A 21931-nucleotide genomic window follows, 5' to 3' on the forward strand; every position below is an offset into this window, starting at 1 on the left:
GGGCGCGCCACCTCTTAACCAGATTTGGTGAAATGGAGACGTTTCGTCACTGCTGTTAACGCTTCATTTGCCGTGATCAGGGAAAACTGGACGTCGAGTCGGGGTGCAGCACGGCAGGAGGTGTTATGGAATACGGCTATCCGGTTTCGGTTCTCAATTTTGATGCCGAACGCAAGCTGTGGTCGCTTGCCCATGACTTTGATGCCGCCACGATGATGTGGACCGTCTTGCACAGCGAAGAAGGTGCCCAGTTGCATGATGCCTTGGGCGCCACGGTGATGCAGGGCACGATGACCGCCGATGTGCCGCTGATCCTTGAAAAGCCCGAGGGTGGCACACTGCGGCTCGACCGGATCGAGATTGATGGCGTATTGTGCCTTTACATGCCCTCTGATCATCTGACGCCGGGCACCGAATACCCCGAGGCGGAGCCTTTCGCCCTGCCCGCGCGCGCCGCCAGCCCCGAAGAAATTGCCGTGATCCCCTCGCTTGGCACCGGCGCGATGATTGCGACCGCCGAGGGCCCCACCCCCATTGATTGGCTGCGCCCGGGAGACCGCGTGCTAACGCGCGACAATGGCTATCAATCGCTTCTTTGGGTCGGTGTGCATACGATGCCGCGCCGCGCCCCCGAAGAAACCCGCCCGCTGGTTCTGGCCGCCAATTGCTTTGGCGAAGCACTGCCTGAACGCGATGTGCTGCTCTCTCCGGGCACCGGGGTTTTGCTGGCAGGCCATGAATTGGAACTCTGGTTTGGTGAAAGCGAGATGTTCGCAAAGGCCAAACATGCGCTGCCCAAAGCCGAAGCCGGGCCGGGGCGCCAACAGCTTTACTCCATGCTGTTCCCAACGCCAGAGGTGGTGCTCGCAGATGGGATGTGGGTCTCGACCGTGCATGCCGATGCGCCCTACCTGTCCCTTCTGCCTGACCGGATGCGCGGCGCGCTATCGGCCCGTGTGGTGGCTGGGCATAAAGATGCTGCGCGCGCTTGGCTTGAAGATTGGGAAGTGGCCATGTTCCGCCGCGAGCGCATTGCGCGGGCGCGCCGTTTGGCCGCTTAAAGCGCCTCGAAATCACAGCTTTCGGGTCGCTATGCTGTCCCACGCGGGCTAGTCTTCAGGCAAGGAGACCCCCATGCCCGCGCCAGCCCCCACCAACACCTCGCTTGAAGACAGCTATCACTACCGGGTGATAGCCCGCGCGATTGCCGAAATCGATGCCGCACAGGCCGAGGCTTTGGCGGCAGGGCTGCCGGCACAAATCTCCCTCACCGATCTGGCCGCGCGACTTGGCTTTTCGGCGGCGCATTTCCAAAAGCTCTTCACCGCTTGGGCAGGCGTCTCCCCCAAGCGCTACACACAATATTTGTCGCTTTCGCTTGCACGCGACCTCTTGGCTGGGCAGTTGCCGCTTGAGCAGGTGGCCGCCGCTGCAGGGCTTTCCACCGCCTCGCGGCTGCATGATCTGATCCTGCGATGGGAAGCGATGACACCGGGGGAATTTGCCGCTGGGGCGGCGGGGCAAGTGATCCGCTGGGGGCGTTTTGCCTCCCCATTTGGCGAAGCGCTGATCTTTGCAACAGAGCGCGGCATTTGCGGGTTGGCCTTCACCGCGGAACTTGGCTTTGACGCGGCCTTCATCGACATGATCCGCCGGTGGCCCGGGGCTGAATTGCGCGAAGACCCTGTAACGCTCGCCCCCTTGGCCACGGCAGCCCTCGGGGGGCAAGGGGAGGTCGCGCTTTCCCTGATTGGCGCGCCTTTCCAACTCAAGGTCTGGGAGGCCCTCTTGGCGCTGCCGCCCGGCGCCGTCACCACCTATTCGGCGCTGGCAAGCCAAATCAACGCGCCGAAAGCGGCGCGGGCTGTTGGCACGGCCGTTGGCCGCAATCCGATTGCGCTTTTGATCCCCTGCCACCGGGTTTTGCGGCAATCGGGAGGCCTTGGCGGCTACCATTGGGGCTTACCGGTCAAACGCGCGATCTTGGCGCGTGAGGCGGCGCGGCGTGACGCTCAAGCCCCTCTATCACAAACGCTCGCCCAGAAGTGATGCGCGGAAACCTGCCCGAAATCTGCACAGGCATGGAACATAATCCGCTTTCTGGCGTATGGTAAAAGCAATGGCCGAAAGGCTGCGCAAAGACAGGGCAGATCATGACGAAATCACCGCTTCTCCTCGGCTCCGCCGTGGCTCTTCTGGCGCTTGGCGCCTGCACCGATCCTTATAGCCAAGGCTATAATGGGAACGCTGACCCGAATGCCAATACGCGCGGAGGCGCCATCACCGGGGCCTTGATTGGCGGCGCGATTGGGGCCAGCAGCGGCGGCGACGAGCGGCTGACGAAAGCGGCTGCGGGCGCCATTGTCGGCGGGCTGATTGGTGGCGCCATCGGCAACCAACTCGACCGACAAGCGCAAGAGCTGCGCCGCGATCTGGACACCAATGGCGTCTCTGTCGTCAACACCGGCAACCAGCTCGTTGTGACGATGCCGCAAGACGTGCTTTTCGCGACCGATAGTTCCAGCGTGCGGCCTGACCTGCAACGCGATCTCTACACGCTCGCAGGCAGCCTGAACCGCTACCCCGACACGACGGTTGAAGTGATCGGCCATACCGATGCCGATGGCGATGCCTCGTATAACCAGCGCCTGTCTGAGGCGCGCGCGCGCTCGGTTGCCGATATTCTTGTGGGTGCTGGCGTGCCGCGTCAGCGCGTGGTGGCCTATGGCCGGGGCGAAGATCAGCCTGTGGCCTCGAACTACACCCCCGAGGGTAAAGCGCAAAACCGCCGCGTCGAATTTATCATCCGCCCGAACCAATAAGGGCGTAAACCTTCCTTCAAAAGCCGGGCCAGCTACACCGCTGGCCCGGCTTTCTTTTCTTGCCCGCCCTTTGGATTGGTCATAGTTTCTGACCGCGAGGGGGAGAGCATGCCATTTCAGAAGATTGAATCCGAAAAGCTGGCTTCGGCCGTTGTGCGTCAGATCGAAAATCTGATCTTGCAAGGCGTGCTACGCCCCGGCGAACGGCTGCCCTCAGAGCGGGAATTGTCTGAGCGCTTGGCCGTATCGCGCCCCAGCCTGCGCGAAGCGGTGGCCGAGCTGCAAGAAGCGGGGCTGCTGACCACCCGCGCGGGTTCGGGCATCTTCGTTGCCGAAGTGCTGGGCCATGCGTTCTCACCCGCGTTGATCCGGCTTTTTGCTCGCAACGATCAAGCGGTGTTCGACTATCTCACCTTCCGCCGCGACCTCGAAGGCATGGCCGCGGAGCGCGCCGCCAAACTGGGCTCCGACACCGATTTGAAGGTGATCGACACGCTTTTTGCCCGCATGGAAGCGGCGCATAGCAAACGCAATCCCGCCGATGAAGCCAGCCTTGATGCGCAGTTTCATATGGCGATTGTAGAGGCCGGGCATAACATCATCATGCTGCATATGATGCGCTCGATGTTCGACCTGCTGGCCGAAGGCGTTTTCTACAATCGGCAGATCATGTTCCGCAATCGCTCCACCCGCGACGCGCTTTTGGAACAGCACCGCGGCATCAACGCCGCCATTCAGGCACGCGATGGCGTCGCCGCACGCGCCGCGGTGGCCGCGCATATGGAATTCGTGGAAAAGGCCTTGGCCGAGCAACGCAAGACCGAGCGGCATGAGGCGCTGGCGCGTCTACGCCTGCAACACCAAAACGAGAAAAGCGCAAAGCCCGAGGGGTGAGAGCAACCCCCTCCCCGAAACACAAAAAACCCGGCCAATGGCCGGGTTTTTCAATTCTGCCGTCGTTTGGCTTAGTGCAGCCGGGTTTCCACTTCGGCAATCGCCGAGTCGATAAGCCCCGCTTTGTCGGCCGCCGACATTTGCTTCGCCAGAACCTCGCCCGCAGCAGCAACAGCCACTTGCACGGCGCGGTCTTTGACTTCTTTCACCGCCGCAGCTTCCGCCGAGGTGATGCGATCTTCGGCCGCCTTCAGACGGCGCTCAATCGCCACCTTCAGGTCTTCTTTCGCTTGCTCAGCAGCCAGTTGCGCATCGCGCTTGGCAGCCACAACAATCTCTTCGGCCTGGCTCGTCACTTCGCGCGCTTTGCGCTCGTAAGACGCAAGGATCGTCTGCGCTTCTTCACGCAGCGCCCGGGCTTCTTCCAACTCGGCCTTGATGCCTTCGGCACGCTTATCAAGCATACCCATCAGCATCGACGGAACCTTGAACTTCAGCAGCACGCCGATGAAGATCAAGAACGCGACCAAGATCACGAAATGCGCGTTGCGCAGCGAGAAGAACGGGCCCTCCGACGCGAACGCCGGAGAGGCGGAGAGCGTCACGAGCAGGAACATAAGTTTCTTCATCGTGTTACCCTTTCACCCGCGCATCCACAGCCGCAGAGAGCGCGGCCGCATCGGCTTTGCCACCCAGCGCCGCAACGATTTCGGCTGCGGTCTCAGAAGCCACCGTTTGCACGGCTTCCAGAGCACCGGCCCGGATCTCCCCGATCGCGGCTTCCGATTGCGCCAGACGCCCGGCGATTTCCGCATCGGCTTTGGCCGTCGCGGCGTCGAGCTCTTTTTGAATCTCGGCCCGGGTCTCGGCGATGATCTTTTGCGCTTGCGCGCGAGCATCGGCGAGCGCCTTGTCATAGGCGGCCTCGGCTTCTTTCGCCTTCAGCTTGTATTCTTCAGCTGCAGCGATATCACCCGAGATCGTGCCTTGACGATCTGCCAGCACCGAAGCGATGCGCGGAAGCGCAATTCGCGTCAAAAGCCAGTAGATCACGACCAGGGTCACCAGCAACCAGAAGATCTGGTTCGGGAAGGTCGAAAAGTCGAGCTGCGGCATTCCGCCTTTTTCTGCGGCTTCGGCGGCATGACCGGCGACAGCGGCAGCGGCGTCGACCGCGTGTGTTTCGTTTGCCATGTCGTCCCCCTGGACCCCTCAGTTACCGGGTGGGCACGTCGCGCCCACCCGACCGCAAGGATGAGGTAGTGGGATCAGACGGCGAACATCAGCAGAAGCGCGACGAGGAACGAGAAGATCCCCAGCGCTTCGGCGAACGCGATACCGATGAACATGGTGGCGGTTTGCGAAGCAGCCGCCGAGGGGTTGCGCAGCGCGCCCGAGATGAAGTTGCCCACAACGTGGCCCACACCGACGGCAGCGCCGCCCATGCCGGTGCACGCGAGGCCAGCACCGATGTAGGCACCCATTTGAACGATATCGCCTTCCATGATCGACACTCCTTGAGGTTGGAATTGGCTAGATAGGTTGAAGACTTGCGTTTTACGCTGCGGGCCTTAGTGGCCCGGGTGCAGCGCGTCTTTGAGGTAAACGCAGGTCAGGATGGTGAAAACGTAGGCCTGAACGAAGGCCACCAGCATTTCGAGCGCATACATCGCAACGATTGCCAGAACAGAAAGCGGGGTCACGGCAACGCCGATCGCCGACACGAGGATCAGGGGCGCGAAGGCCGCGAACACTTCCATAACCGCGTGGCCAGCCATCATATTGCCCGCAAGCCGGATGGAGTGGCTCACCGGGCGCACGAAGTAGGAAATCACTTCGATCACAGCCAGAAGCGGGCGCAGCGCGAGCGGCGCCGACGAGACCCAGAAAAGACCCAAGAAACCAGCGCCGTTCTTCATGAAGCCCAGCACGGTCACAGAGATAAACACCGCCATCGCCATCAGGCCCGTCACAGCGATATGCGAGGTGGGCGTGAAGGCCATCGGGATCAGGCCAAGGAAGTTGGCGAACACGATGAAGAGGAACAGCGTGAAGATGTAGGGGAAGTATTTCAGGCCGTCTTTGCCAGCCACATCTTCCACCATCTTGTGCACGAAGCCATAGGCGAGTTCCGCCACCGACTGCACGCGGCTCGGAACGATCGCGCGGCCACGGGTGCCGACGATGAACAGAAGCGAGATCGCAAGGATGCCAATGAACATCCACAGCGTCGCGTTGGTGGGGGTGTACCAGTGAATTTCGCCGCCAAACAGCGAGTGAATTTTGAACGGTTCCATCGGGTGGAACACAAGGCCGGTGCCAGCTTCTTCTGCCACGACTATTTCCCCTCTTTGCCGGCTGCCTGCGCAGCCGCCTGTGCCTTTGCCATGTCATTGGCGGACCGGAGCATGACTTTCACGCCCGCCGCCAGACCGAAGAAAACGAAGATCAGCATCAACCAAGGCTTCGTGCCCAGAAGGGCGTCTAGTCCGTAGCCGATACCGAAGCCGATCCCCAGCCCCGCAACCAATTCGATGACCATGCGCCACGCCATATCGGCCATACGCAAATTGCCATCCACCGCAGGTTTGGGCGCCAATTCCTCCTTGCGCAGTTTCGCAAGTCGTTTTTCGAGCGCCGCAAGACGCTCGGGATCGGGTTCTTCCAATGATGGATCCGACATGAGACGCCCCCCGCAGGTTGAGGTTTGTCTAACCATGCTGAGACAATGAGTCAACGCTGTTGGCGCGGCACTTGGCACATCATAAGCCATTGCTTTTACTTGCATTCACTTTTTCAGCGAGCACATTGGCAGCACTGTTAGCGCAAGCCCCACCCCTGCGCGATATTCAACCGATCGGTTGACGTTTTCCCGCGCGGCTTCCAAAGTCGCGCCATGACCACAGCCCCGACCGCCTCGCTTGATGCTATTTTTGCCGCGCTTGCCGACCCGACCCGGCGCGCCATTCTTACAATGCTACTGGAAGACGATATGGCCGTGACCGATGTCGCTGAGCCGTTTCAAATGTCGCTGACCGCGATTTCGAAGCATCTGACGATCTTGGCAGACGCGGGGCTCATCAGCCAAGAGAAACGCGGCCGGGTGAAATGGTGCAAGCTCGAGCCGCTTTCGATGGAAGGGGCGATCACCTGGATCCAAAGCTTCGGCCAATTTGAACCGCTCGACCTCGATGCATTCGAGCGGTTCTTGGAAGTCGAGTTGCGCGATGATTTGGAGGGGGACGAGCCCCCTGCCCTTCACCCGCAGCCATGAGTCCTGTCATAGCGATTTGGCGCGGGCGAAATCCAGCCATCTGGCGTGGCTTGCGGGCGGTAAATTTCGACCTTGAGCGGATAACAAGCCGCCGTGTCTGAGCTATGTTCAGAGGAACAATCCCCACCGGGGCAGGCCGAAAGCGCGCCCAAAAGGTCAATCTCGGCAAAGAACTCAAGGTAGTCGCCGGGGCGCACCGGGCTTGCCTTCATGAAATACTGCCCGGTGTCGCGGGTAAAGCCGGTGCACATGAAGACATTGAGCACATCATGCACCTGCATCTCGGCATCAAGCTTTGTTCGCCCCGTCGCCTGCATCACCGCGCGGGTCAGATTGGAGTGGCAGCAGTGGTGATAATGATCGCCGTGCGAGAGCAAATTATGCGTGTAAGGGTCGCAACGCGTGCCGATCACATCATGAACCGAGCCGCCAAAGGCATCAAAGCCATACCAGTCCAGCGTGTCGTCGGTGATCGTCGCCAATGGGCGCAAATAGGGCAAGCAAGACCAAAGCCTGTCGCCGGTCGAGACATGCGTGCCATGCAGCGCGCGGGTTTTGCCTGAAAAGAACCGCTCTTGCAGATTGCCTTGCGCCCAAAGGTTCAGGTCGCCCACCTGCGGGCCCTCAACAGACACGATGCGAAAAAAGCATCCGGCAGGCACGGTGAAGGCCCCTGCCTCGCGCGGCGGCACAATCAGCTCGTCGATCTTTTCCCACCCTGCCCGCGCAGCGCGATAGGCGGCAAGATCGGGGCGCGGCAGGGTTTCGACGGGATAGCAGATCACCGGCGCCAGCGCCTTGCGCGCCTCGGCATCGGCGGGCGCAGTGTGTTCGGGCAGATCAAGTTTCATGGCGCGGCTCCTACGTGTCGCGCCACTTTGGCTTGGCCCCTTAGCAAACAAAAGCCCTATCAGGCCGCGTAGTAATCGAACATTTGTTCGAGTTCGGTCTCGTGGACCTCTTCGGCCTCACCACGCTCGGGAGTGTAATAGGCCCAAGCGGCTTCGAGGATGCGCAGCGCTTCGGCGGCGGCTTCGCTTTCGGAATTCTTCCGGAAGGTGACGATCTTCGACATGGAACTCTCCTATAGACTCGAGTTCCTCCCTGCCGCGCTTATACGCGACATCCCGCCGCAGATGTCATGCTAATGTTGCAACTGGGACATGCATTTTCTGCACTGCGGCGTTATCGATATCATAACTTCTTTAAGCGCCAAAACAAAAGGCCCCGGCAAACCGAGGCCTTTCGGGAATGTAAGCAGCCTTAGACGTGGCGGCTGACCATGAGCTTTTTGATCTCGGCAATCGCTTTCGCCGGGTTCAGCCCTTTCGGGCAGGTTTTGGTGCAGTTCATGATCGTATGGCAACGATAAAGCTTGAACGGGTCTTCCAGCGCATCCAGACGCTCCGCCGTGGCTTCATCGCGGCTGTCCACGATCCAGCGATAAGCGTGCAACAGCGCCGCCGGGCCAAGATAGCGGTCAGAGTTCCACCAGTAGCTCGGGCACGAGGTCGAGCAGGAGGCGCACATCACGCATTCATAAAGACCATCAAGCTTCTTGCGGTCTTCAATCGTCTGACGCCATTCTTTCTCGGGCTCGTTCGTCGCGGTTTGCAAGAACGGCATGATCGAGGCGTGCTGGGCGTAGAAATGCGTCAGATCGGGCACAAGGTCCTTCACCACCGGCATGTGCGGCAGCGGGTAGATCTTCACATCGCCCTTCACCTCATCCAAGCCGTAGATACAGGCGAGCGTATTGATCCCGTCGATGTTCATCGCGCAGGAGCCGCAAATCCCTTCGCGGCAAGAGCGGCGGAAGGTCAGCGTCGGGTCGATCTCGTTTTTGATCTTGATGAGCGCATCAAGGATCATCGGCCCGCATTTATCCATATCGAGGAAATAGGTATCCACCCGCGGGTTTTCCCCGGTGTCCGGGTCCCAGCGATAGATCATGAACTTGCGGACGTTCTTCGCGCCCTCAGGCCGCGGCCAGGTCTTGCCGACGCGGATCTTCGAATTCTTGGGAAGCGTGAACTGAACCATGGTTTATCCCTTCCAGTCGGTTCGGGCATAGAGCGGCCGCGTCGGCATGCGGCCGGATTTGCGTTTGACACAGGCGTTATAGCGGGCCGAGGGGTCGCCCTGGCCGCCCGAGCCGAGGGTGAAGGTGAGTTCCATCTTCGAGCGGAAGCCCTCAGACGTCACCCCCATCGCCCCTTCCCCCGAAACCGGGGCAACGGGGCGCACCTCGTTCAGGCATTGCCGTTCGGCCACCTCGACGGGCACAGGGCCACAGGCGGCAAGGGTCACCCCGGCCACCGTGAACCCATATGCCCAGCCGCGCGCCATTAGAACGTGCGGGCCTTCGGCGCGATCGTGGAAAGCGCGATCCCGCCTTCGGCCTCGGTGGTCAGCGGATCGGTGATCACCGGGCGATAGCTCAGATCGACCTTGTTGCCATCCACCCGCATAATCGAGTGCTTGCGCCAGTTTTCGTCGTCGCGCGTGGTGTGGTCTTCCGAGGCGTGGGCGCCCCGGCTTTCCTTACGCGCCTCGGCGCCGACGATGGTGGCAAGCGCGTTCGGCATCAGGTTGGTGAGCTCGAGCGTTTCCATCAGGTCGCTGTTCCAAACAAGCGAACGGTCGGTGACTTTGAGATCGCCCATCTTGCCAGCGATCTTGGTCATGTTCTCGACGCCTTCGGCCAGCGTCTTGTCGGTGCGGAACACCGCCGCATCGGCCTGCATGGTGCGCTGCATCTCAAGACGCAGTTCCGCCGTCGGGATACCGCCCTTGGCGTTGCGCAGCGCATCGAAGCGATCAAAGCACTTGTCGACCGAGGCTTTGTTGTATTCCGCCGGACGCGCTTTCGGGTCGACCACTTCACCGGCCCGAATAGCGGCGGCACGGCCAAACACCACAAGGTCAATCAGCGAGTTGGAGCCCAAACGGTTCGCCCCGTGCACCGAAGCACAGCCCGCTTCGCCCACGGCCATCAGGCCCGGCACGATCGCGGTCGGGTTCTCGGCGGTCGGGTTGAGCGCTTCGCCCCAGTAGTTCGTCGGAATACCGCCCATGTTGTAGTGCACGGTCGGCAGCACCGGGATCGGTTCCTTGGTCACATCGACGCCGGCAAAGATTTTTGCCGATTCCGAGATGCCCGGCAGACGTTCGGCCAGCGCTTCTTTGGGAAGGTGCGAGAGGTTGAGGAAGATGTGGTCTTTGTGTTCGCCCACACCACGGCCTTCGCGGATTTCCAGCGTCATGCAGCGCGACACATAATCCCGCGGCGCAAGGTCTTTGTAATGCGGCGCGTAACGTTCCATGAAACGCTCGCCTTCGGCGTTGGTAAGGTAACCACCCTCGCCGCGCACGCCTTCGGTGATCAGACAGCCCGAGCCGTAAATCCCGGTCGGGTGGAACTGCACGAATTCCATGTCTTGCAGCGGCAGGCCTGCGCGCGCTACCATCCCGCCACCGTCGCCGGTGCAGGTATGCGCCGAGGTCGCCGAGAAATAGGCCCGGCCATAGCCGCCCGTCGCCAACACGACCATTTTCGCGTTGAAGACATGCATCGTGCCGTCATCAAGCTTCCAGCAGACCACGCCTTGGCAGACGCCATCATCGGACATGATCAGATCAAGCGCGAAATATTCGATGAAGAATTCCGCGTTGTTCTTGAGCGATTGACCGTAAAGCGTGTGCAAGATCGCGTGGCCGGTGCGGTCGGCGGCAGCACAGGTGCGTTGCACCGGCGGGCCTTCGCCGAATTCGGTGGTGTGGCCACCGAACGGGCGCTGGTAAATTTTGCCTTCTTCGGTGCGCGAGAACGGCACACCGTAATGTTCCAACTCATAGACCGCCGCCGGGGCGGAGCGGGCCAGATATTCCATCGCATCCGTGTCGCCGAGCCAGTCAGAGCCCTTGACGGTGTCATACATATGCCACTGCCAGCTATCGGGGCCCATGTTGCCAAGCGAAGCGGCGATACCGCCTTGGGCGGCAACGGTGTGCGAGCGGGTCGGGAACACCTTGGTCACGCAAGCGGTGCGCAGACCTTGTTCGGCCATGCCCAGCGTGGCGCGCAGGCCCGCGCCACCGGCACCGACCACCACCACGTCATAGTTGTGGGTTTCGTAAGTGTAGGAAGCCATCTGTCCTGCCTCTTATTGGTTCAGCATCTGCGCGGCGGTGTCCATGAACACCATTTTCCCCAGCGCATAGAGCACAATCGCAGTCAACAGATAGGACAGCGAATAGACGAAGATGACGAGCCCTTTGCGCAGGCTGCCAGCGGTGTAATCTTCCAGCATCACCTGCGCGCCTTTGGCGAAGTGGCGCATCCCCACCAGCGTCACAAGCGCGGTCAAGATAGCCGGGAACGGGCGCGCGAAATGGGCAACGACTTCTTCTTGGGTGCCGCCAATGGCGGAGCCGAAGGTGAAGATAAAGGTCGGCACGAGGAAGGCGAGCGCAACCGAGGACATCGTCATCCACCAGAAATGCTCAGTCCCGGAGCCCGAAGCCCCTTTGCCCACGGCGCGTTTGCGATCGGTCAGATAGCGCATGGGAATCCCCTTAGATGATCCAAAGAATGATGAGCGAGACAAACGTCAGCCCGGTGGCGCCAATCAGCGCGCCCCAGCCAAGTTTCTCGGCGATCTCGATGTCGAGGCCTTTGCCCGTATCCCACAGCAGGTGCCGCAGGCCGGTCAGGTAGTGGTACCACATCGACCACAGCATGGCGGTGAAGAACAGCCAGCCGATCCATGAGGTCACGATCCAATCGACGACAGCGAAATAGGAAGGGCTCGACACGGCGGCAATCAGCCACCACGCGCCGAGGAAAAAGCCCGCAATAAGCGCATTGCCCGTGATCCGCGTCAGGATGGAGCTCATCGAGGTCATCTGCGGGCGGTAATAGGGGCCGATCATGAAGGGGGAAAGGGGTCGCTCGACCCGTTTCGTTTCAGCCATTGGAGAAACCCTCTGTGCTGGGCCGCCAGCGCGGAGCCTTGGGAGTGGAAGCGCGGGCGGGTTGGCCGGAATTATGTGTTTTCCTTAAGACGATCCGGCGCTCAAGTCACGCATCCAGATCAAATAATCCTTTCGCAAGTGCAAAAAAATCGGTGAAAGGCGGCTTTGTGATCACAAAACCGGAGGCGCGACACAATGTTACGCGCAAACATTCAAACGCGACCTTTTGCCTTAGCAAGACGACACCCGCCCAAAGCATGGGCGGGTGGCAGGATCGTGGGTCGAAGCGGTTTGAAGCGGCGCCTGAGTCGGATCAGAGCGGCATCAGCGCCCAATAGTCGAGATCAAGCAGCACTTCGGGAGCATATTTGCCATCTTCGCCCTTGAGCGCGAAAGGCGCGGCCCCTTGCTTCACGGCAACCAACCGCAACCGGATTGCGCCGATGCCCGGCGCATCGGTTTCGGCCTTATCCAGCACTTCAGACCATGCCTTGACGGTATCCCCCGCAAAACAGGGGTTCGCATGCGCCCCGCCATTCAGCGCGACAATCATTTGCGCATTCGCCAACCCGTTGAAGGAAAGCGCGCGCGCCATGCTGATGATGTGGCCACCGTAAATCAGGCGCTTGCCATCTTCGCGGAAGGTGGCGTCGAAATGCACTTTGGCGGTGTTTTGCCACAAACGCGTGGCCAGCATATGCTCGGCCTCCTCGATCGTCACGCCATCGACGTGGTCGATCTTCTCGCCAATCTCGTAATCGCCCCAGCGGTGCGGCTCGCCTGCTTGCGTGAAATCATATTCCTCAAAGCTGAGCCCCTCGGGGATCACCAGATCCTCGGCGGGCACCACTTTGCGCAATTCGGGCAGCACGGTTTCCGGCGCAGGGGCATCCAGATCGCGTTTGCGCACCATCACCCAGCGCACATATTCCAGCACGACCTCGTCGTTTTGGTTCAGCCCGCGGGTGCGGACATAAACCACCCCCGATTTGCCGTTGGAGTTTTGCTTGAGCCCGATCACTTCGGAGACCGACCGCAACGTGTCGCCGGGATACACCGGCAAGAGCCAGCGCCCCTCGCCATAGCCAAGGTTCGCCACGGCGTTCAAAGACACATCCGGGACCGTTTTGCCAAAGACCACATGGAAGGCGATCAGATCATCAAGCGGCGAACCATCCAGCCCGCAATCCGCCGCGAAGGCATCGCTCGAATAAAGCGCATGCCGCGCGGGATAAAGCGCATGATAAAGCGCGCGCTCCCCCTCGGCCACGGTACGCGGCACGGCATGGGCGATGACCTGCCCCACCTTGTAATCCTCAAAGAAACGGCCCGGATTCGTCTTCGTCGCCATGTTTACTGCTCTCCCAGTTTCAGATCGGGGTGGTAGTCTCCCTCTACCTCCTTCACGACCGCCTGCGCACAGCGCATCACCCCACGTGCGGCATCAAAGGCATAGGTCGGGTCGCCGTAAAGCGACCACCCCTTTGACAGCGCAAGCGAGACTTTGTGGCAAAAGGCGGAAGTATCATCCTCGGTCAGCAGGCGATAAAGTTGCATCAGTAGCTTCCCAAGAACGGATTGTGGCCCAAGAGGCTGTGGATCCAAGTGATCACACCATAGACCAGCGCCGTGCCGATCAGGTTTTTCAGATCGCCCAAAAGCTTGCCCGGTTTCGGGCGTTTCCACGGGCCAGCGCGGTTAATCAGCACCATCTCCCCCACGGCCCAAAGGCCGAGCGCGCCAAAGAGCACGATTGAGGACAGATCGCCGTTCACCAACAGGTGCGACACCGACCAAATCACCATCCCCCAAAGCATCGGATGGCGGATCTTATCAATCAGAACCGAGCGCGCGCCGCTGACGCCAAACAGGTAGATCGAGATCAACATCAGCGTGTTATTGGCGTGCCCCATACCCGGCAGCGGGCTGTAAATCGGCACCACATCCGCCATGCGATAGCCGATCACCATCAGCACTACGCCCACAAGCACGAAGCCCGCGACCATCGCCTTGATCTGCGGCATCATCATCAGATGGCGGCGCGGTGCGAGGCGTTTGAACAAATGCGGCAGCACCCAAAGCAGGATGCCGAGGATAAGAATTGACATAGCCGGTCCCCTAGTTGGCGAGCGCGGCAATCGCCTCCGCTTTCGCAAGGACCTGCCGCGCGGTCACGATATGCAGGTTTTCGACAATCTTTCCATCCACAACCGCAACGCCAAGCCCCTCGGCTTGCGCCGCGTCAAAAGCGGCAATCTGACGGCGGGCAAGGTCCGTTTCGGCTTCCGAGGGTGCGAAGGCGGCATTGGCCACATCAAGCTGCGCCGGGTGGATCAATGTCTTGCCATCAAAGCCCATATCGCGCCCCTGATCGCATTCGACCTTCAGCCCCTCGTCGTCTTTGAAGGCGTTATAGACGCCATCGACAATGATCCGGCCATAGGTCTTGGCAGCCAAAAGACACAGCCCCAACCCCGTCACCAACGGCAGACGGTCGGCGCGGAACCGGCTTTGCAGTTCCTTCGCCAAGTCATTCGTGCCCATCACCATGCCCTCAAGGCGCGGATGCGCGGCAATCTCGGCGGCGTTGAGCATCCCCATCGCGGTTTCCATCATCGCCCAAAGCGGCATGCCGTTGATCAGGTTTGCGACGGCGTCGAGATCCCCTTTCATCGACACTTTCGGGATCAAGATCGCGTCGATCTTGGCCCCATTATGCACGGCTTCGGCCATCGCCAGCACGTCATCGCGGCCCCATTCGGTATCGAGCCCGTTGATCCGCACAATCCGCGCGCGCGCCCCGTAATCGGCTTCTGTCAGCGCTTTGATCAGCGTGGCGCGGGCGTTGACTTTTTCATCCACAGCCACCGCGTCTTCGAGGTCGAAAATGATCGCGTCGCAGGCCAGCGTGGTGGCTTTTTCCAACGCGCGCTCTTTCGAGCCGGGGATGTAAAGCACCGAGCGATAGGGGCGGGCAGCGGCGTCCGTCATGATTCTCTCCTCGCAACAATCTTGCGCCAAGAAACACATCGCAGACACTTTCAGCAAGCAGAGATTTGCCGCAGCGCAGAATTTAGAAGGGTAACCGCTACAGAAACACGTCCCAAAGCAGCTTGAGCGAAATCAGCAACAGCGCCCAAGTGACGATTTTATAGAAGGTGTCATGCGGGATGATCCGCACCAGTTTCACCCCGCCCCAAACGGCCAGCGCCGCAAAAGGCGCGAGCTTCAACGCCAAGCCAATGCTGGAAAAGTTCAACTGCCCCAGCGCCGCATAGGGCACGAGCTTGATCGCATTGACCCAAGCAAACAAGATCGTAGAGGTGCCCGCAAAAACCGTGCGCGGCATCCCGAGCGGGATCGTGTAAGCCTGATAGGGCGGCCCGCCCGAATGGCTTACAAAGCTCGTGAACCCGGTCAGCGTGCCCCAAAATATCCCCGGTGCTACACGTGCCCGCTGCGACATGCCCAAATGCGGGCGGATCAACGCATTCAGCGCGAAAACCACGCCAATGACCCCCACAAGCGCCGTGACCGCGACCTCGGGCACCACGCTCGCCGTCGCCCAACCCACGCCCACACCAATCGCCGTCGCAGGCACCATGATCTTGAGCACGCGCGCATCAAACTCGCGTCGATAGGCAATCAGCCCGAACACATCAGAAATAATATAGACAGGCAGCAGCAAGCCCGCTGCCGCAACAGGGTTCATCACCCCCGCCAGAAGCGGCACCGAAAGCGACGACGCCATCGGCAAACCGCCCTTGGCAATCCCCACACTGATCGCTGCCGCGATTGCCATTGCCCAGCCAAAGGCATCAAGTTCCATGCGCCGCTCCGAGAATCAGGGGCGGCCCGGCTGCGCCCCGCCTTGCGAGCCCCTCGGATGGACCATCGCCTTCTCGGCTGCAAGGAATTGTTTAGCGCAAACATCCCCCAAATTCGGCATGCCGTTGCATACAATTTATCTGTAGAGCCGATGCGGCGGCGCAGCACTATGGACAGACGCGCCCCAAAACGCTAACCCTTCGGCCAACCATCATAACAGAACGACCTTTGGAGGAACCCATGGCCCGACCCAAGATCGCCCTTATCGGCGCTGGTCAAATCGGTGGCACGCTTGCCCATCTCGCCGCGATCAAAGAACTGGGCGACGTCGTCCTTTTCGACATCGCCGAGGGCACGCCGCAGGGCAAAGCGCTCGACATCGCCGAATCCGGCCCGTCGGAAGGCTTTGACGGCTGCTTCAAAGGCACCAATGACTATGCTGATATCGCGGGCGCCGATGTGTGCATCGTGACCGCTGGCGTGCCGCGCAAGCCGGGCATGTCGCGTGATGACCTTCTGGGCATCAACCTCAAAGTCATGAAATCGGTTGGCGAAGGCATTGCCGCCCACGCGCCGAACGCTTTCGTGATCTGCATCACCAACCCGCTCGACGCGATGGTTTGGGCGCTGCAACAATTCTCCGGCCTGCCGGCCGAAAAAGTTGTGGGCATGGCTGGCGTGCTCGACTCGGCGCGTTTCCGTCACTTCCTGTCGGTTGAATTCGGTGTGTCGATGAAAGACGTCACCGCCTTCGTGCTCGGCGGCCACGGCGACACGATGGTGCCGCTCGCGCGTTACTCGACCGTTGCGGGCATCCCGCTGCCGGATCTGGTGGCGATGGGCTGGACCACGCAAGAAAAACTCGACGGCATCATCCAGCGCACCCGTGACGGCGGCGCTGAGATCGTTGGCCTGTTGAAAACCGGCTCGGCCTTCTATGCCCCGGCCACCTCGGCCATCGAAATGGCGGAAGCCTATTTGAAAGACCAAAAACGCCTGCTGCCCTGCGCGGCTTGGGTGGATGGCGCCTTCGGCCTTGATGGCATGTATGTCGGCGTGCCGACGATCATCGGTGCTGGCGGCATCGAAAAAGTCGTCGACATCAAACTGAACGCCGACGAGCAAGCGATGTTCGACAAGTCGGTTGATGCGGTCAAAGGCCTCGTCACCGCCTGCAAAGGCATCGACCCGACGCTGGCCTAAGACGTGCCATTGTCAAAGTTTTGAAAGGGCGGGGATTTCCCCGCCCTTTTTATTGGCCGCTATGCGGGACGGGATCGAAACCCAGCTTAAGCCGCAAAGCCTCCAAGAGCGCCGCCTCCCGCGCCATTAAATCCGCGTCAAAGGCCACAGGCGTCAAATCCGGCAGATTGGGGATCACCGTCGCAGCCCGCGCGCCAATCTCGGGCGCCCAGCGGCGCAGCAAGATACGCTCGGCCAAGCCCTGCGCCTGCGCGGGCGTGATGGTTTTGGCCGCCATATGGATCAACTCCAGCCGTTCAGGCGCTTGCACATCGTCCAAAACCGCAGAAATCTGCCGCCAGCGCGGCCCCGCATGCGGGTCGGGTTTGCCGAAATGCGGATCGAGCCCGTAACGCAGCATCTTCAGCAGATAATGCAATTCGGTCAGTCCATCGAAATGCAGCACCCGCAACCCTGCTGCGGGCACAAGATTTGGATCGCGCTCCGGGGGATCATAGCGCGTCAGCGCATGATGCACGCCGATACAAAGGCCCCGCCCCGCCCGCACCATCGCCTTGCCCATATGATGCCCGCTCAGGCCATGATGCAGCAATTCCCCCGCCTCGGCGCCATATAGCGCCGCGCCCTCCGTCTCAAACCGCTCCCACGGCAGCCGAAACACGCCCGAAAAGATGTCTTGCACCGGGCGACCGCGCACCCGCACCCGCTCCGCCACCAAGGCCTGCACCCATGTCTTCTCGGGTTCGATACGCGCAAGGATCCTCTCAACCGTTTCGCCCACCGGGGTCGGGAACAGGAATTCATCGGCATCACAATGCAAAAGCCAATCGGCCCGCGTCTGCGCCAAGATGCGGCTCGCATGGTACTTCTGCCGCCCGTTTTGGGTTTTGGGCCGCCGCCCGATGCTACGAAAGGCCCAAGCGTCCTCGCCATCCTCATGCAGATGCACGCCTTTGACACCCGATAAAAGCGCCACCGCTTCTGGATTGGGGCGATCAAGGCACAGATGCACCTCCGCCGCGCCCATTTCCAAATGATGCCCGGCCCAAGCCGCCAAAAGCGACGCCGGTTCATCGGCCATCGCGACAACCGCCCAAGACACCATCTTCACCCCCGAAATGCCTTACTGAAATGTGAGCCGATTCCGTTACCGCAAGCAAGACGAACCACATTTTGCATTTTGTGATCACAGTTCCAAAAGGCGTGATCACAAAACCGAATTTCTTCGCACTTCGCCTAGCTTTTGCGCATTTATCATTTTGTTACATGCGGTGAATGTGCCACACCAAGGTCAAAGAAAACAGCGTGGGAACCAAGCCATGAATATTCACGAATATCAGGCCAAGCAGCTCCTCAAGAGCTACGGCTGCCCGGTCTCGGAAGGGCGGGTCGTGCTCAAGGCCGACGAAGCGAAATCGGCGGCAGGGGAGTTGGACGGCCCGCTTTGGGTGGTGAAGGCCCAAATCCATGCGGGCGGTCGCGGCAAAGGCCATTTCGTTGAGCCCGAAGCCGGCGAAAAAGGCGGCGTGCGCTTGGCGCGTTCGGTGGCCGAGGCCGAAACCGAAGCCCGCAAGATGCTGGGCCGCACGCTGGTCACGCACCAAACCGGCCCGGCGGGCAAACAAGTCAACCGTGTCTACATCGAAGAAGGCTCGGACATTGAGCGCGAGCTTTACCTCGCCCTTCTGATCGACCGCAAAACCTCGCGCGTGTCTTTTGTCTGCTCGACCGAGGGCGGCATGGACATCGAGGAAGTGGCGGCCTCGACCCCTGAAAAAATCCTGTCCTTCTCCGTTGATCCGGCCACCGGCCTGAGCGATTTCCACGGCCGCCGCATCGCCTTTGCGCTGGGGCTGGAAGGCGTGCTGATCAAACATTGCGTCGCGCTGATCAAAAAGCTCTACAAAGCCTTCCTTGAGAAGGACATGGAGATGCTGGAGATCAACCCGCTGATCGTCACCACCGACCATCACATCAAGGTGCTCGACGCGAAACTTGGCTTTGACAACAACGCCCTTTACCGCCAGCCCGATATCCTTGATCTGCGCGACGTGACCGAAGAAGACCCGAAAGAGCTGGAAGCCTCGCGGTTCGATCTCAACTACATCGCGCTCGATGGCGAGATCGGCTGCATGGTGAACGGCGCGGGCCTTGCGATGGCCACGATGGACATCATCAAGCTTTACGGCTCGGAACCGGCCAACTTCCTTGATGTCGGCGGCGGCGCCACGAAAGAGAAAGTGACCGAAGCCTTCAAGATCATCACCTCCGACCCGAAGGTGAAAGGCATTCTCGTCAACATCTTTGGCGGCATCATGCGCTGTGACATCATCGCCGAAGGCGTGCTGGCGGCGGTGACCGAAGTGGGCCTGAAAGTGCCGCTGGTCGTGCGCCTTGAAGGCACGAACGTCGAACTCGGCAAAGAGATCATCGCGAAATCCGGCCTTAACGTGATTGCGGCCGATGATCTGGCCGACGGTGCCAAGAAGATCGTGGCAGCGGTGAAAGGCTAAGGCGAAAGCGCGCATGGAAACGAAAATTCTACCGACAAAGAAACTGGGGACAGCCGAACTGATGTTTGGCCTCACCATCTTTGTCTTGGGTCTTCTTCTCGCCCTGAACATCATCGCACTGCGCGGCGCAAGCCGCTCGGATGCAGAGATCATGACCGTGATCGGTTTGGTGTTCATGGCGATTTCCATGCCCCCTTTGCTTTTGGGACTGCGTCAAAAGCTACGTCCGGCAGGCATGCTCCTGAGCCCGACGGGTTTCCACGACCGCCAGGTTACCAAGCGGGAAGTTCCGTGGAGCGCGTTGAAGGAAATACGTTTCGACACCCACGCCAAAATGGGGCGCATCGTATTTCTGAAGGTTGATCACCCTGCCTTTTCGCAAGCTGGCATCCGCATCTCGGCTTGGTTGGCGGCCTACAACAAAGACAAAGGTCTGGGCTACTCAGGCCGTAGCGTTGAAGGCACCGTCGACGACTTCGCCCACGAGCTTCATGCCTACGCGTCTCAAGCGCTTGGCCAAACGAGATAAACCGCGGGCTGCATCTGGCCCGAGAGAATTAGGATCAAGGCGCATGTGTCGCCGATTTCATAGGGAGAACGCCACATGGCAGTCCTCGTAAACGAAAACACCAAGGTCATCTGCCAAGGGTTCACCGGCAGCCAAGGCACCTTCCACTCTGAACAAGCCATCGCCTATGGCACCAAAATGGTTGGCGGCGTGACGCCGGGCAAAGGCGGCTCCGAGCACCTCGGCCTGCCGGTCTTCAACTCGGTCCACGAAGCCAAGCACGTTACCGGTGCCGATGCGACCGCGATCTACGTGCCCCCGCCCTATGCGGCGGACAGCATCCTTGAAGCGATCGACGCCGAGATGGAACTGATCGTTTGCATCACCGAGGGCATTCCGGTGCTCGACATGATGCGGGTGAAACGCGCGCTGGTGGACAGCAAATCGCGCCTCATCGGCCCGAACTGCCCCGGTGTGATGACGCCCGACGCCTGCAAGATCGGCATCATGCCCGGTTCGATCTTCAAGCGTGGCTCGGTCGGCGTGGTGTCGCGTTCGGGCACGCTCACCTATGAAGCCGTGAAGCAAACCACCGACGTGGGCCTTGGCCAATCCTCGGCGGTGGGCATCGGCGGCGACCCGATCAAAGGCACCGAGCATATCGACGTGCTTGAGATGTTCCTCAATGACCCGGAAACCACCTCGATCATCATGATCGGCGAAATCGGTGGCTCGGCGGAAGAAGAAGCCGCCGAATTCCTGATCGAGCAAAAGAAAAAAGGCCGCTGGAAACCGACCGCGGGCTTCATTGCCGGGCGCACCGCCCCTCCGGGCCGTCGCATGGGCCATGCCGGCGCCATCGTCTCGGGCGGCAAAGGCGATGCGGAAAGCAAGATCGAAGCCATGAAGAAGGCCGGGATCGTGGTGGCCGATAGCCCCGCAACGCTGGGCGAAGCGGTGCTGGAAGCGATCAAGAAGGGCTAAGGCCCACGGGGTCGCGGTTGCCAAGGAACCGCGACCCCGCTCGTTACCGCCAAGCGACCTTAGGCCGTTTCGCCGTATCGAGTGCCTCGGTTCACCGAGGATCAAAGGCCGGACGCGGTCAGAAACGGGAGGTTCGAATGAGATCGCACAAGATGATGGGCACCGCCCTTCTGATCAGCCTGTCGCTCGCCGGATGCGGCACCGCCAATTATGTTGGCGTGTCTGATACCACGGGTGCGACGATGGATGGCCGCGGTCAGGTTCTGCCCTCCGCTTATGGCCCGATCACCACCTACCCGATCGTGACGACGCAAAAAGTTCCGCAAGGCACCACGCCCACCGGCTCGACCGGCTATGCAATGGCGAATTCGGCGCGCAGCAATGCGACCATCGTCGATGGCACCGCCGCGACCTGTGGCCCGGAAAATGCAGGCGGCAATTATGACATTGCCTGCGCACAAGCCGCAGGTCTGCCGAGCGCCGCCTATCCCTATCGTAACTGATCTTTGGAGCCGTAATGCCCCGCCTTTTGTCGGCCCTTCTGGCCGCTCCCCTGATGCTAACTCTTGCGGCCTGCGACGATAGGCCGTGTTGCACTGCGCCCAGCGCAGCAGGGGCGATGGCGCCGCCGATTCCGGCGGGACGTCAGTCAAAAGTGGATTTCGAGGCATTGACCGGCATCCGCTCGGACGCGGTGGCCGCCATCACCGGCACGCCGAATGGCAGCTACGTCTATTACGACCCATTCGCAGCGCCGCCTGCCGCCGTGGAGGCCGCGCCCGCGCATCTGTGTGCGCAGCACGGAAAAGCGCTCAAAGAGAGCTATATCACCGAACCCGAAGACCATATGCCCGGCATGAAGGTGCTCGTCATCACGTGCCAATGACACCGAATTGTCGCGGCGCATTCCGCGCCGTGACGCCCACAG

Annotated in this window: 29 protein-coding genes; 11 read left to right on the plus strand and 18 right to left on the minus strand. The window is 60.6% G+C overall.

Annotation, left to right across the window (positions count from 1 at the left end):
- Positions 1-125: 125 nt before the first annotated feature.
- The 4 genes from BW967_RS03350 to BW967_RS03365 all read left to right on the plus strand — a co-directional run bounded on the left by BW967_RS03350 (position 126) and on the right by BW967_RS03365 (position 3716).
- Positions 126-1061 (plus strand): Hint domain-containing protein, encoded by a 936-nt coding sequence (locus BW967_RS03350; RefSeq protein WP_076483650.1) that lies wholly within the window; start codon positions 126-128, stop codon positions 1059-1061.
- Between the two features lie 73 nt (positions 1062-1134).
- Positions 1135-2049, plus strand: a complete 915-nt coding sequence (locus tag BW967_RS03355) for a methylated-DNA--[protein]-cysteine S-methyltransferase (protein ID WP_076483651.1) — start codon at positions 1135-1137, stop codon at positions 2047-2049.
- Positions 2050-2153: 104 nt separating this feature from the next.
- Positions 2154-2822, plus strand: a complete 669-nt coding sequence (locus BW967_RS03360) for a YiaD family glycine zipper/OmpA-like lipoprotein (protein WP_076483652.1) — start codon at positions 2154-2156, stop codon at positions 2820-2822.
- A 108-nt stretch (positions 2823-2930) separates the two neighbouring features.
- A complete protein-coding gene (locus BW967_RS03365; protein ID WP_076483653.1) occupies positions 2931-3716 on the plus strand; it encodes a FadR/GntR family transcriptional regulator in 786 nt (261 codons plus the stop codon).
- A 71-nt stretch (positions 3717-3787) separates the two neighbouring features.
- Here the strand turns inward: BW967_RS03365 and BW967_RS03370 are convergent, their stop codons facing one another.
- The 5 genes from BW967_RS03370 to BW967_RS03390 form a co-directional block, all read right to left on the minus strand.
- On the minus strand, positions 3788-4345 hold the full coding sequence (locus BW967_RS03370) for a F0F1 ATP synthase subunit B (RefSeq protein ID WP_076483654.1): 558 nt from the start codon (positions 4343-4345) through the stop codon (positions 3788-3790).
- A 4-nt stretch (positions 4346-4349) separates the two neighbouring features.
- Complete coding sequence (locus BW967_RS03375) at positions 4350-4910, minus strand: F0F1 ATP synthase subunit B' (protein ID WP_076483655.1); 561 nt, start codon at positions 4908-4910, stop codon at positions 4350-4352.
- 74 nt (positions 4911-4984) lie between these two features.
- A complete protein-coding gene (locus BW967_RS03380; RefSeq protein WP_013066486.1) occupies positions 4985-5221 on the minus strand; it encodes a F0F1 ATP synthase subunit C in 237 nt (78 codons plus the stop codon).
- Positions 5222-5287: 66 nt separating this feature from the next.
- On the minus strand, positions 5288-6052 hold the full coding sequence (locus tag BW967_RS03385) for a F0F1 ATP synthase subunit A (RefSeq protein ID WP_170952644.1): 765 nt from the start codon (positions 6050-6052) through the stop codon (positions 5288-5290).
- Between the two features lie 2 nt (positions 6053-6054).
- Positions 6055-6399, minus strand: coding sequence for an AtpZ/AtpI family protein (locus BW967_RS03390; protein WP_076483656.1), 345 nt, complete (start codon positions 6397-6399; stop codon positions 6055-6057).
- 213 nt (positions 6400-6612) lie between these two features.
- Between BW967_RS03390 and BW967_RS03395 the strand changes: the two genes are divergently transcribed.
- Positions 6613-6990, plus strand: a complete 378-nt coding sequence (locus BW967_RS03395) for an ArsR/SmtB family transcription factor (protein WP_076483657.1) — start codon at positions 6613-6615, stop codon at positions 6988-6990.
- On the opposite strand, the gene BW967_RS03400 is transcribed toward BW967_RS03395, so the two are convergent.
- From BW967_RS03400 to BW967_RS03450, 12 genes are all read right to left on the minus strand, one after another.
- Positions 6975-7841 (minus strand): urea carboxylase-associated family protein, encoded by an 867-nt coding sequence (locus tag BW967_RS03400; protein WP_076483658.1) that lies wholly within the window; start codon positions 7839-7841, stop codon positions 6975-6977. The genes BW967_RS03395 and BW967_RS03400 overlap by 16 nt on opposite strands.
- A 59-nt stretch (positions 7842-7900) precedes the next feature.
- A complete protein-coding gene (locus BW967_RS18660) occupies positions 7901-8065 on the minus strand; it encodes a hypothetical protein (protein ID WP_170952645.1) in 165 nt (54 codons plus the stop codon).
- 188 nt (positions 8066-8253) lie between these two features.
- Complete coding sequence (locus BW967_RS03405; protein WP_076483659.1) at positions 8254-9033, minus strand: succinate dehydrogenase iron-sulfur subunit; 780 nt, start codon at positions 9031-9033, stop codon at positions 8254-8256.
- A 3-nt stretch (positions 9034-9036) separates the two neighbouring features.
- On the minus strand, positions 9037-9339 hold the full coding sequence (locus BW967_RS03410; RefSeq protein ID WP_076483660.1) for a hypothetical protein: 303 nt from the start codon (positions 9337-9339) through the stop codon (positions 9037-9039).
- Positions 9339-11144 (minus strand): succinate dehydrogenase flavoprotein subunit, encoded by a 1806-nt coding sequence (gene sdhA / locus BW967_RS03415; protein ID WP_076483661.1) that lies wholly within the window; start codon positions 11142-11144, stop codon positions 9339-9341. Before sdhA ends, BW967_RS03410 begins: the two co-directional genes overlap by 1 nt.
- Positions 11145-11156: 12 nt before the next feature.
- Positions 11157-11558, minus strand: a complete 402-nt coding sequence (gene sdhD / locus BW967_RS03420) for a succinate dehydrogenase, hydrophobic membrane anchor protein (protein WP_076483662.1) — start codon at positions 11556-11558, stop codon at positions 11157-11159.
- Between the two features lie 10 nt (positions 11559-11568).
- Entirely contained in the window at positions 11569-11967 is a 399-nt protein-coding gene (gene sdhC, locus BW967_RS03425; RefSeq protein WP_076483663.1) for a succinate dehydrogenase, cytochrome b556 subunit, read from the minus strand.
- 313 nt (positions 11968-12280) lie between these two features.
- Positions 12281-13318, minus strand: a complete 1038-nt coding sequence (locus tag BW967_RS03430; RefSeq protein ID WP_076483664.1) for a MaoC family dehydratase — start codon at positions 13316-13318, stop codon at positions 12281-12283.
- 2 nt (positions 13319-13320) lie between these two features.
- On the minus strand, positions 13321-13524 hold the full coding sequence (locus tag BW967_RS03435) for a DUF1737 domain-containing protein (protein ID WP_170952646.1): 204 nt from the start codon (positions 13522-13524) through the stop codon (positions 13321-13323).
- Entirely contained in the window at positions 13524-14075 is a 552-nt protein-coding gene (locus tag BW967_RS03440; RefSeq protein ID WP_076483665.1) for an NnrU family protein, read from the minus strand. Before BW967_RS03440 ends, BW967_RS03435 begins: the two co-directional genes overlap by 1 nt.
- A gap of 10 nt (positions 14076-14085) precedes the next feature.
- The gene (locus tag BW967_RS03445) at positions 14086-14958 is read right to left on the minus strand and encodes an HpcH/HpaI aldolase/citrate lyase family protein (protein WP_076483666.1); all 873 of its coding nucleotides are present in this window, start codon (positions 14956-14958) and stop codon (positions 14086-14088) included.
- Between the two features lie 97 nt (positions 14959-15055).
- Complete coding sequence (locus BW967_RS03450) at positions 15056-15796, minus strand: sulfite exporter TauE/SafE family protein (RefSeq protein WP_076483667.1); 741 nt, start codon at positions 15794-15796, stop codon at positions 15056-15058.
- Between the two features lie 239 nt (positions 15797-16035).
- Here BW967_RS03450 and mdh point away from each other — a divergent pair, with 239 nt between their 5' ends.
- Positions 16036-16998, plus strand: coding sequence for a malate dehydrogenase (mdh, locus tag BW967_RS03455; protein WP_076483668.1), 963 nt, complete (start codon positions 16036-16038; stop codon positions 16996-16998).
- A 49-nt stretch (positions 16999-17047) separates the two neighbouring features.
- On the opposite strand, the gene BW967_RS03460 is transcribed toward mdh, so the two are convergent.
- The gene (locus BW967_RS03460) at positions 17048-18103 is read right to left on the minus strand and encodes a glycosyltransferase family 2 protein (RefSeq protein WP_076483669.1); all 1056 of its coding nucleotides are present in this window, start codon (positions 18101-18103) and stop codon (positions 17048-17050) included.
- A gap of 214 nt (positions 18104-18317) precedes the next feature.
- On the opposite strand from BW967_RS03460, the gene sucC reads away from it, so the two are divergent.
- The 5 genes from sucC (at position 18318) to BW967_RS03485 (ending at position 21889) form a co-directional block, all read left to right on the plus strand.
- Entirely contained in the window at positions 18318-19511 is a 1194-nt protein-coding gene (sucC, locus tag BW967_RS03465; protein ID WP_076483670.1) for an ADP-forming succinate--CoA ligase subunit beta, read from the plus strand.
- 13 nt (positions 19512-19524) lie between these two features.
- The gene (locus BW967_RS03470; protein ID WP_076483671.1) at positions 19525-20040 is read left to right on the plus strand and encodes a hypothetical protein; all 516 of its coding nucleotides are present in this window, start codon (positions 19525-19527) and stop codon (positions 20038-20040) included.
- A 75-nt stretch (positions 20041-20115) separates the two neighbouring features.
- Positions 20116-21003 carry a succinate--CoA ligase subunit alpha gene (gene sucD / locus BW967_RS03475; RefSeq protein WP_076483672.1) on the plus strand — a complete coding sequence of 296 codons (888 nt, stop codon included), beginning with the start codon at positions 20116-20118 and terminating at the stop codon, positions 21001-21003.
- Between the two features lie 137 nt (positions 21004-21140).
- A complete protein-coding gene (locus BW967_RS03480) occupies positions 21141-21506 on the plus strand; it encodes a hypothetical protein (RefSeq protein WP_139327788.1) in 366 nt (121 codons plus the stop codon).
- A 116-nt stretch (positions 21507-21622) separates the two neighbouring features.
- On the plus strand, positions 21623-21889 hold the full coding sequence (locus BW967_RS03485; protein WP_076483674.1) for a hypothetical protein: 267 nt from the start codon (positions 21623-21625) through the stop codon (positions 21887-21889).
- The last annotated feature ends 42 nt before the right edge of the window (positions 21890-21931 follow it).

The sequence above is a fragment of the Rhodobacter aestuarii genome (assembly GCF_900156655.1).
Lineage (GTDB): Bacteria > Pseudomonadota > Alphaproteobacteria > Rhodobacterales > Rhodobacteraceae > Rhodobacter > Rhodobacter aestuarii.

Coding starts and splice junctions, on each gene's coding strand:
- BW967_RS03350 (WP_076483650.1), top strand. CDS start 126: ATGGAATACGGCTATCCGGTTTCGGTTCTCAATTTTGATGCCGAACGC.
- BW967_RS03355 (WP_076483651.1), top strand. CDS start 1,135: ATGCCCGCGCCAGCCCCCACCAACACCTCGCTTGAAGACAGCTATCAC.
- BW967_RS03360 (WP_076483652.1), top strand. CDS start 2,154: ATGACGAAATCACCGCTTCTCCTCGGCTCCGCCGTGGCTCTTCTGGCG.
- BW967_RS03365 (WP_076483653.1), top strand. CDS start 2,931: ATGCCATTTCAGAAGATTGAATCCGAAAAGCTGGCTTCGGCCGTTGTG.
- BW967_RS03370 (WP_076483654.1), bottom strand. CDS start 4,345: ATGAAGAAACTTATGTTCCTGCTCGTGACGCTCTCCGCCTCTCCGGCG.
- BW967_RS03375 (WP_076483655.1), bottom strand. CDS start 4,910: ATGGCAAACGAAACACACGCGGTCGACGCCGCTGCCGCTGTCGCCGGT.
- BW967_RS03380 (WP_013066486.1), bottom strand. CDS start 5,221: ATGGAAGGCGATATCGTTCAAATGGGTGCCTACATCGGTGCTGGCCTC.
- BW967_RS03390 (WP_076483656.1), bottom strand. CDS start 6,399: ATGTCGGATCCATCATTGGAAGAACCCGATCCCGAGCGTCTTGCGGCG.
- BW967_RS03395 (WP_076483657.1), top strand. CDS start 6,613: ATGACCACAGCCCCGACCGCCTCGCTTGATGCTATTTTTGCCGCGCTT.
- BW967_RS03400 (WP_076483658.1), bottom strand. CDS start 7,841: ATGAAACTTGATCTGCCCGAACACACTGCGCCCGCCGATGCCGAGGCG.
- BW967_RS18660 (WP_170952645.1), bottom strand. CDS start 8,065: ATGTCGAAGATCGTCACCTTCCGGAAGAATTCCGAAAGCGAAGCCGCC.
- BW967_RS03405 (WP_076483659.1), bottom strand. CDS start 9,033: ATGGTTCAGTTCACGCTTCCCAAGAATTCGAAGATCCGCGTCGGCAAG.
- BW967_RS03410 (WP_076483660.1), bottom strand. CDS start 9,339: ATGGCGCGCGGCTGGGCATATGGGTTCACGGTGGCCGGGGTGACCCTT.
- sdhA (WP_076483661.1), bottom strand. CDS start 11,144: ATGGCTTCCTACACTTACGAAACCCACAACTATGACGTGGTGGTGGTC.
- sdhD (WP_076483662.1), bottom strand. CDS start 11,558: ATGCGCTATCTGACCGATCGCAAACGCGCCGTGGGCAAAGGGGCTTCG.
- sdhC (WP_076483663.1), bottom strand. CDS start 11,967: ATGGCTGAAACGAAACGGGTCGAGCGACCCCTTTCCCCCTTCATGATC.
- BW967_RS03430 (WP_076483664.1), bottom strand. CDS start 13,318: ATGGCGACGAAGACGAATCCGGGCCGTTTCTTTGAGGATTACAAGGTG.
- BW967_RS03435 (WP_170952646.1), bottom strand. CDS start 13,524: ATGCAACTTTATCGCCTGCTGACCGAGGATGATACTTCCGCCTTTTGC.
- BW967_RS03440 (WP_076483665.1), bottom strand. CDS start 14,075: ATGTCAATTCTTATCCTCGGCATCCTGCTTTGGGTGCTGCCGCATTTG.
- BW967_RS03445 (WP_076483666.1), bottom strand. CDS start 14,958: ATGACGGACGCCGCTGCCCGCCCCTATCGCTCGGTGCTTTACATCCCC.
- BW967_RS03450 (WP_076483667.1), bottom strand. CDS start 15,796: ATGGAACTTGATGCCTTTGGCTGGGCAATGGCAATCGCGGCAGCGATC.
- mdh (WP_076483668.1), top strand. CDS start 16,036: ATGGCCCGACCCAAGATCGCCCTTATCGGCGCTGGTCAAATCGGTGGC.
- BW967_RS03460 (WP_076483669.1), bottom strand. CDS start 18,103: ATGGTGTCTTGGGCGGTTGTCGCGATGGCCGATGAACCGGCGTCGCTT.
- sucC (WP_076483670.1), top strand. CDS start 18,318: ATGAATATTCACGAATATCAGGCCAAGCAGCTCCTCAAGAGCTACGGC.
- BW967_RS03470 (WP_076483671.1), top strand. CDS start 19,525: ATGGAAACGAAAATTCTACCGACAAAGAAACTGGGGACAGCCGAACTG.
- sucD (WP_076483672.1), top strand. CDS start 20,116: ATGGCAGTCCTCGTAAACGAAAACACCAAGGTCATCTGCCAAGGGTTC.
- BW967_RS03480 (WP_139327788.1), top strand. CDS start 21,141: ATGAGATCGCACAAGATGATGGGCACCGCCCTTCTGATCAGCCTGTCG.
- BW967_RS03485 (WP_076483674.1), top strand. CDS start 21,623: ATGGCGCCGCCGATTCCGGCGGGACGTCAGTCAAAAGTGGATTTCGAG.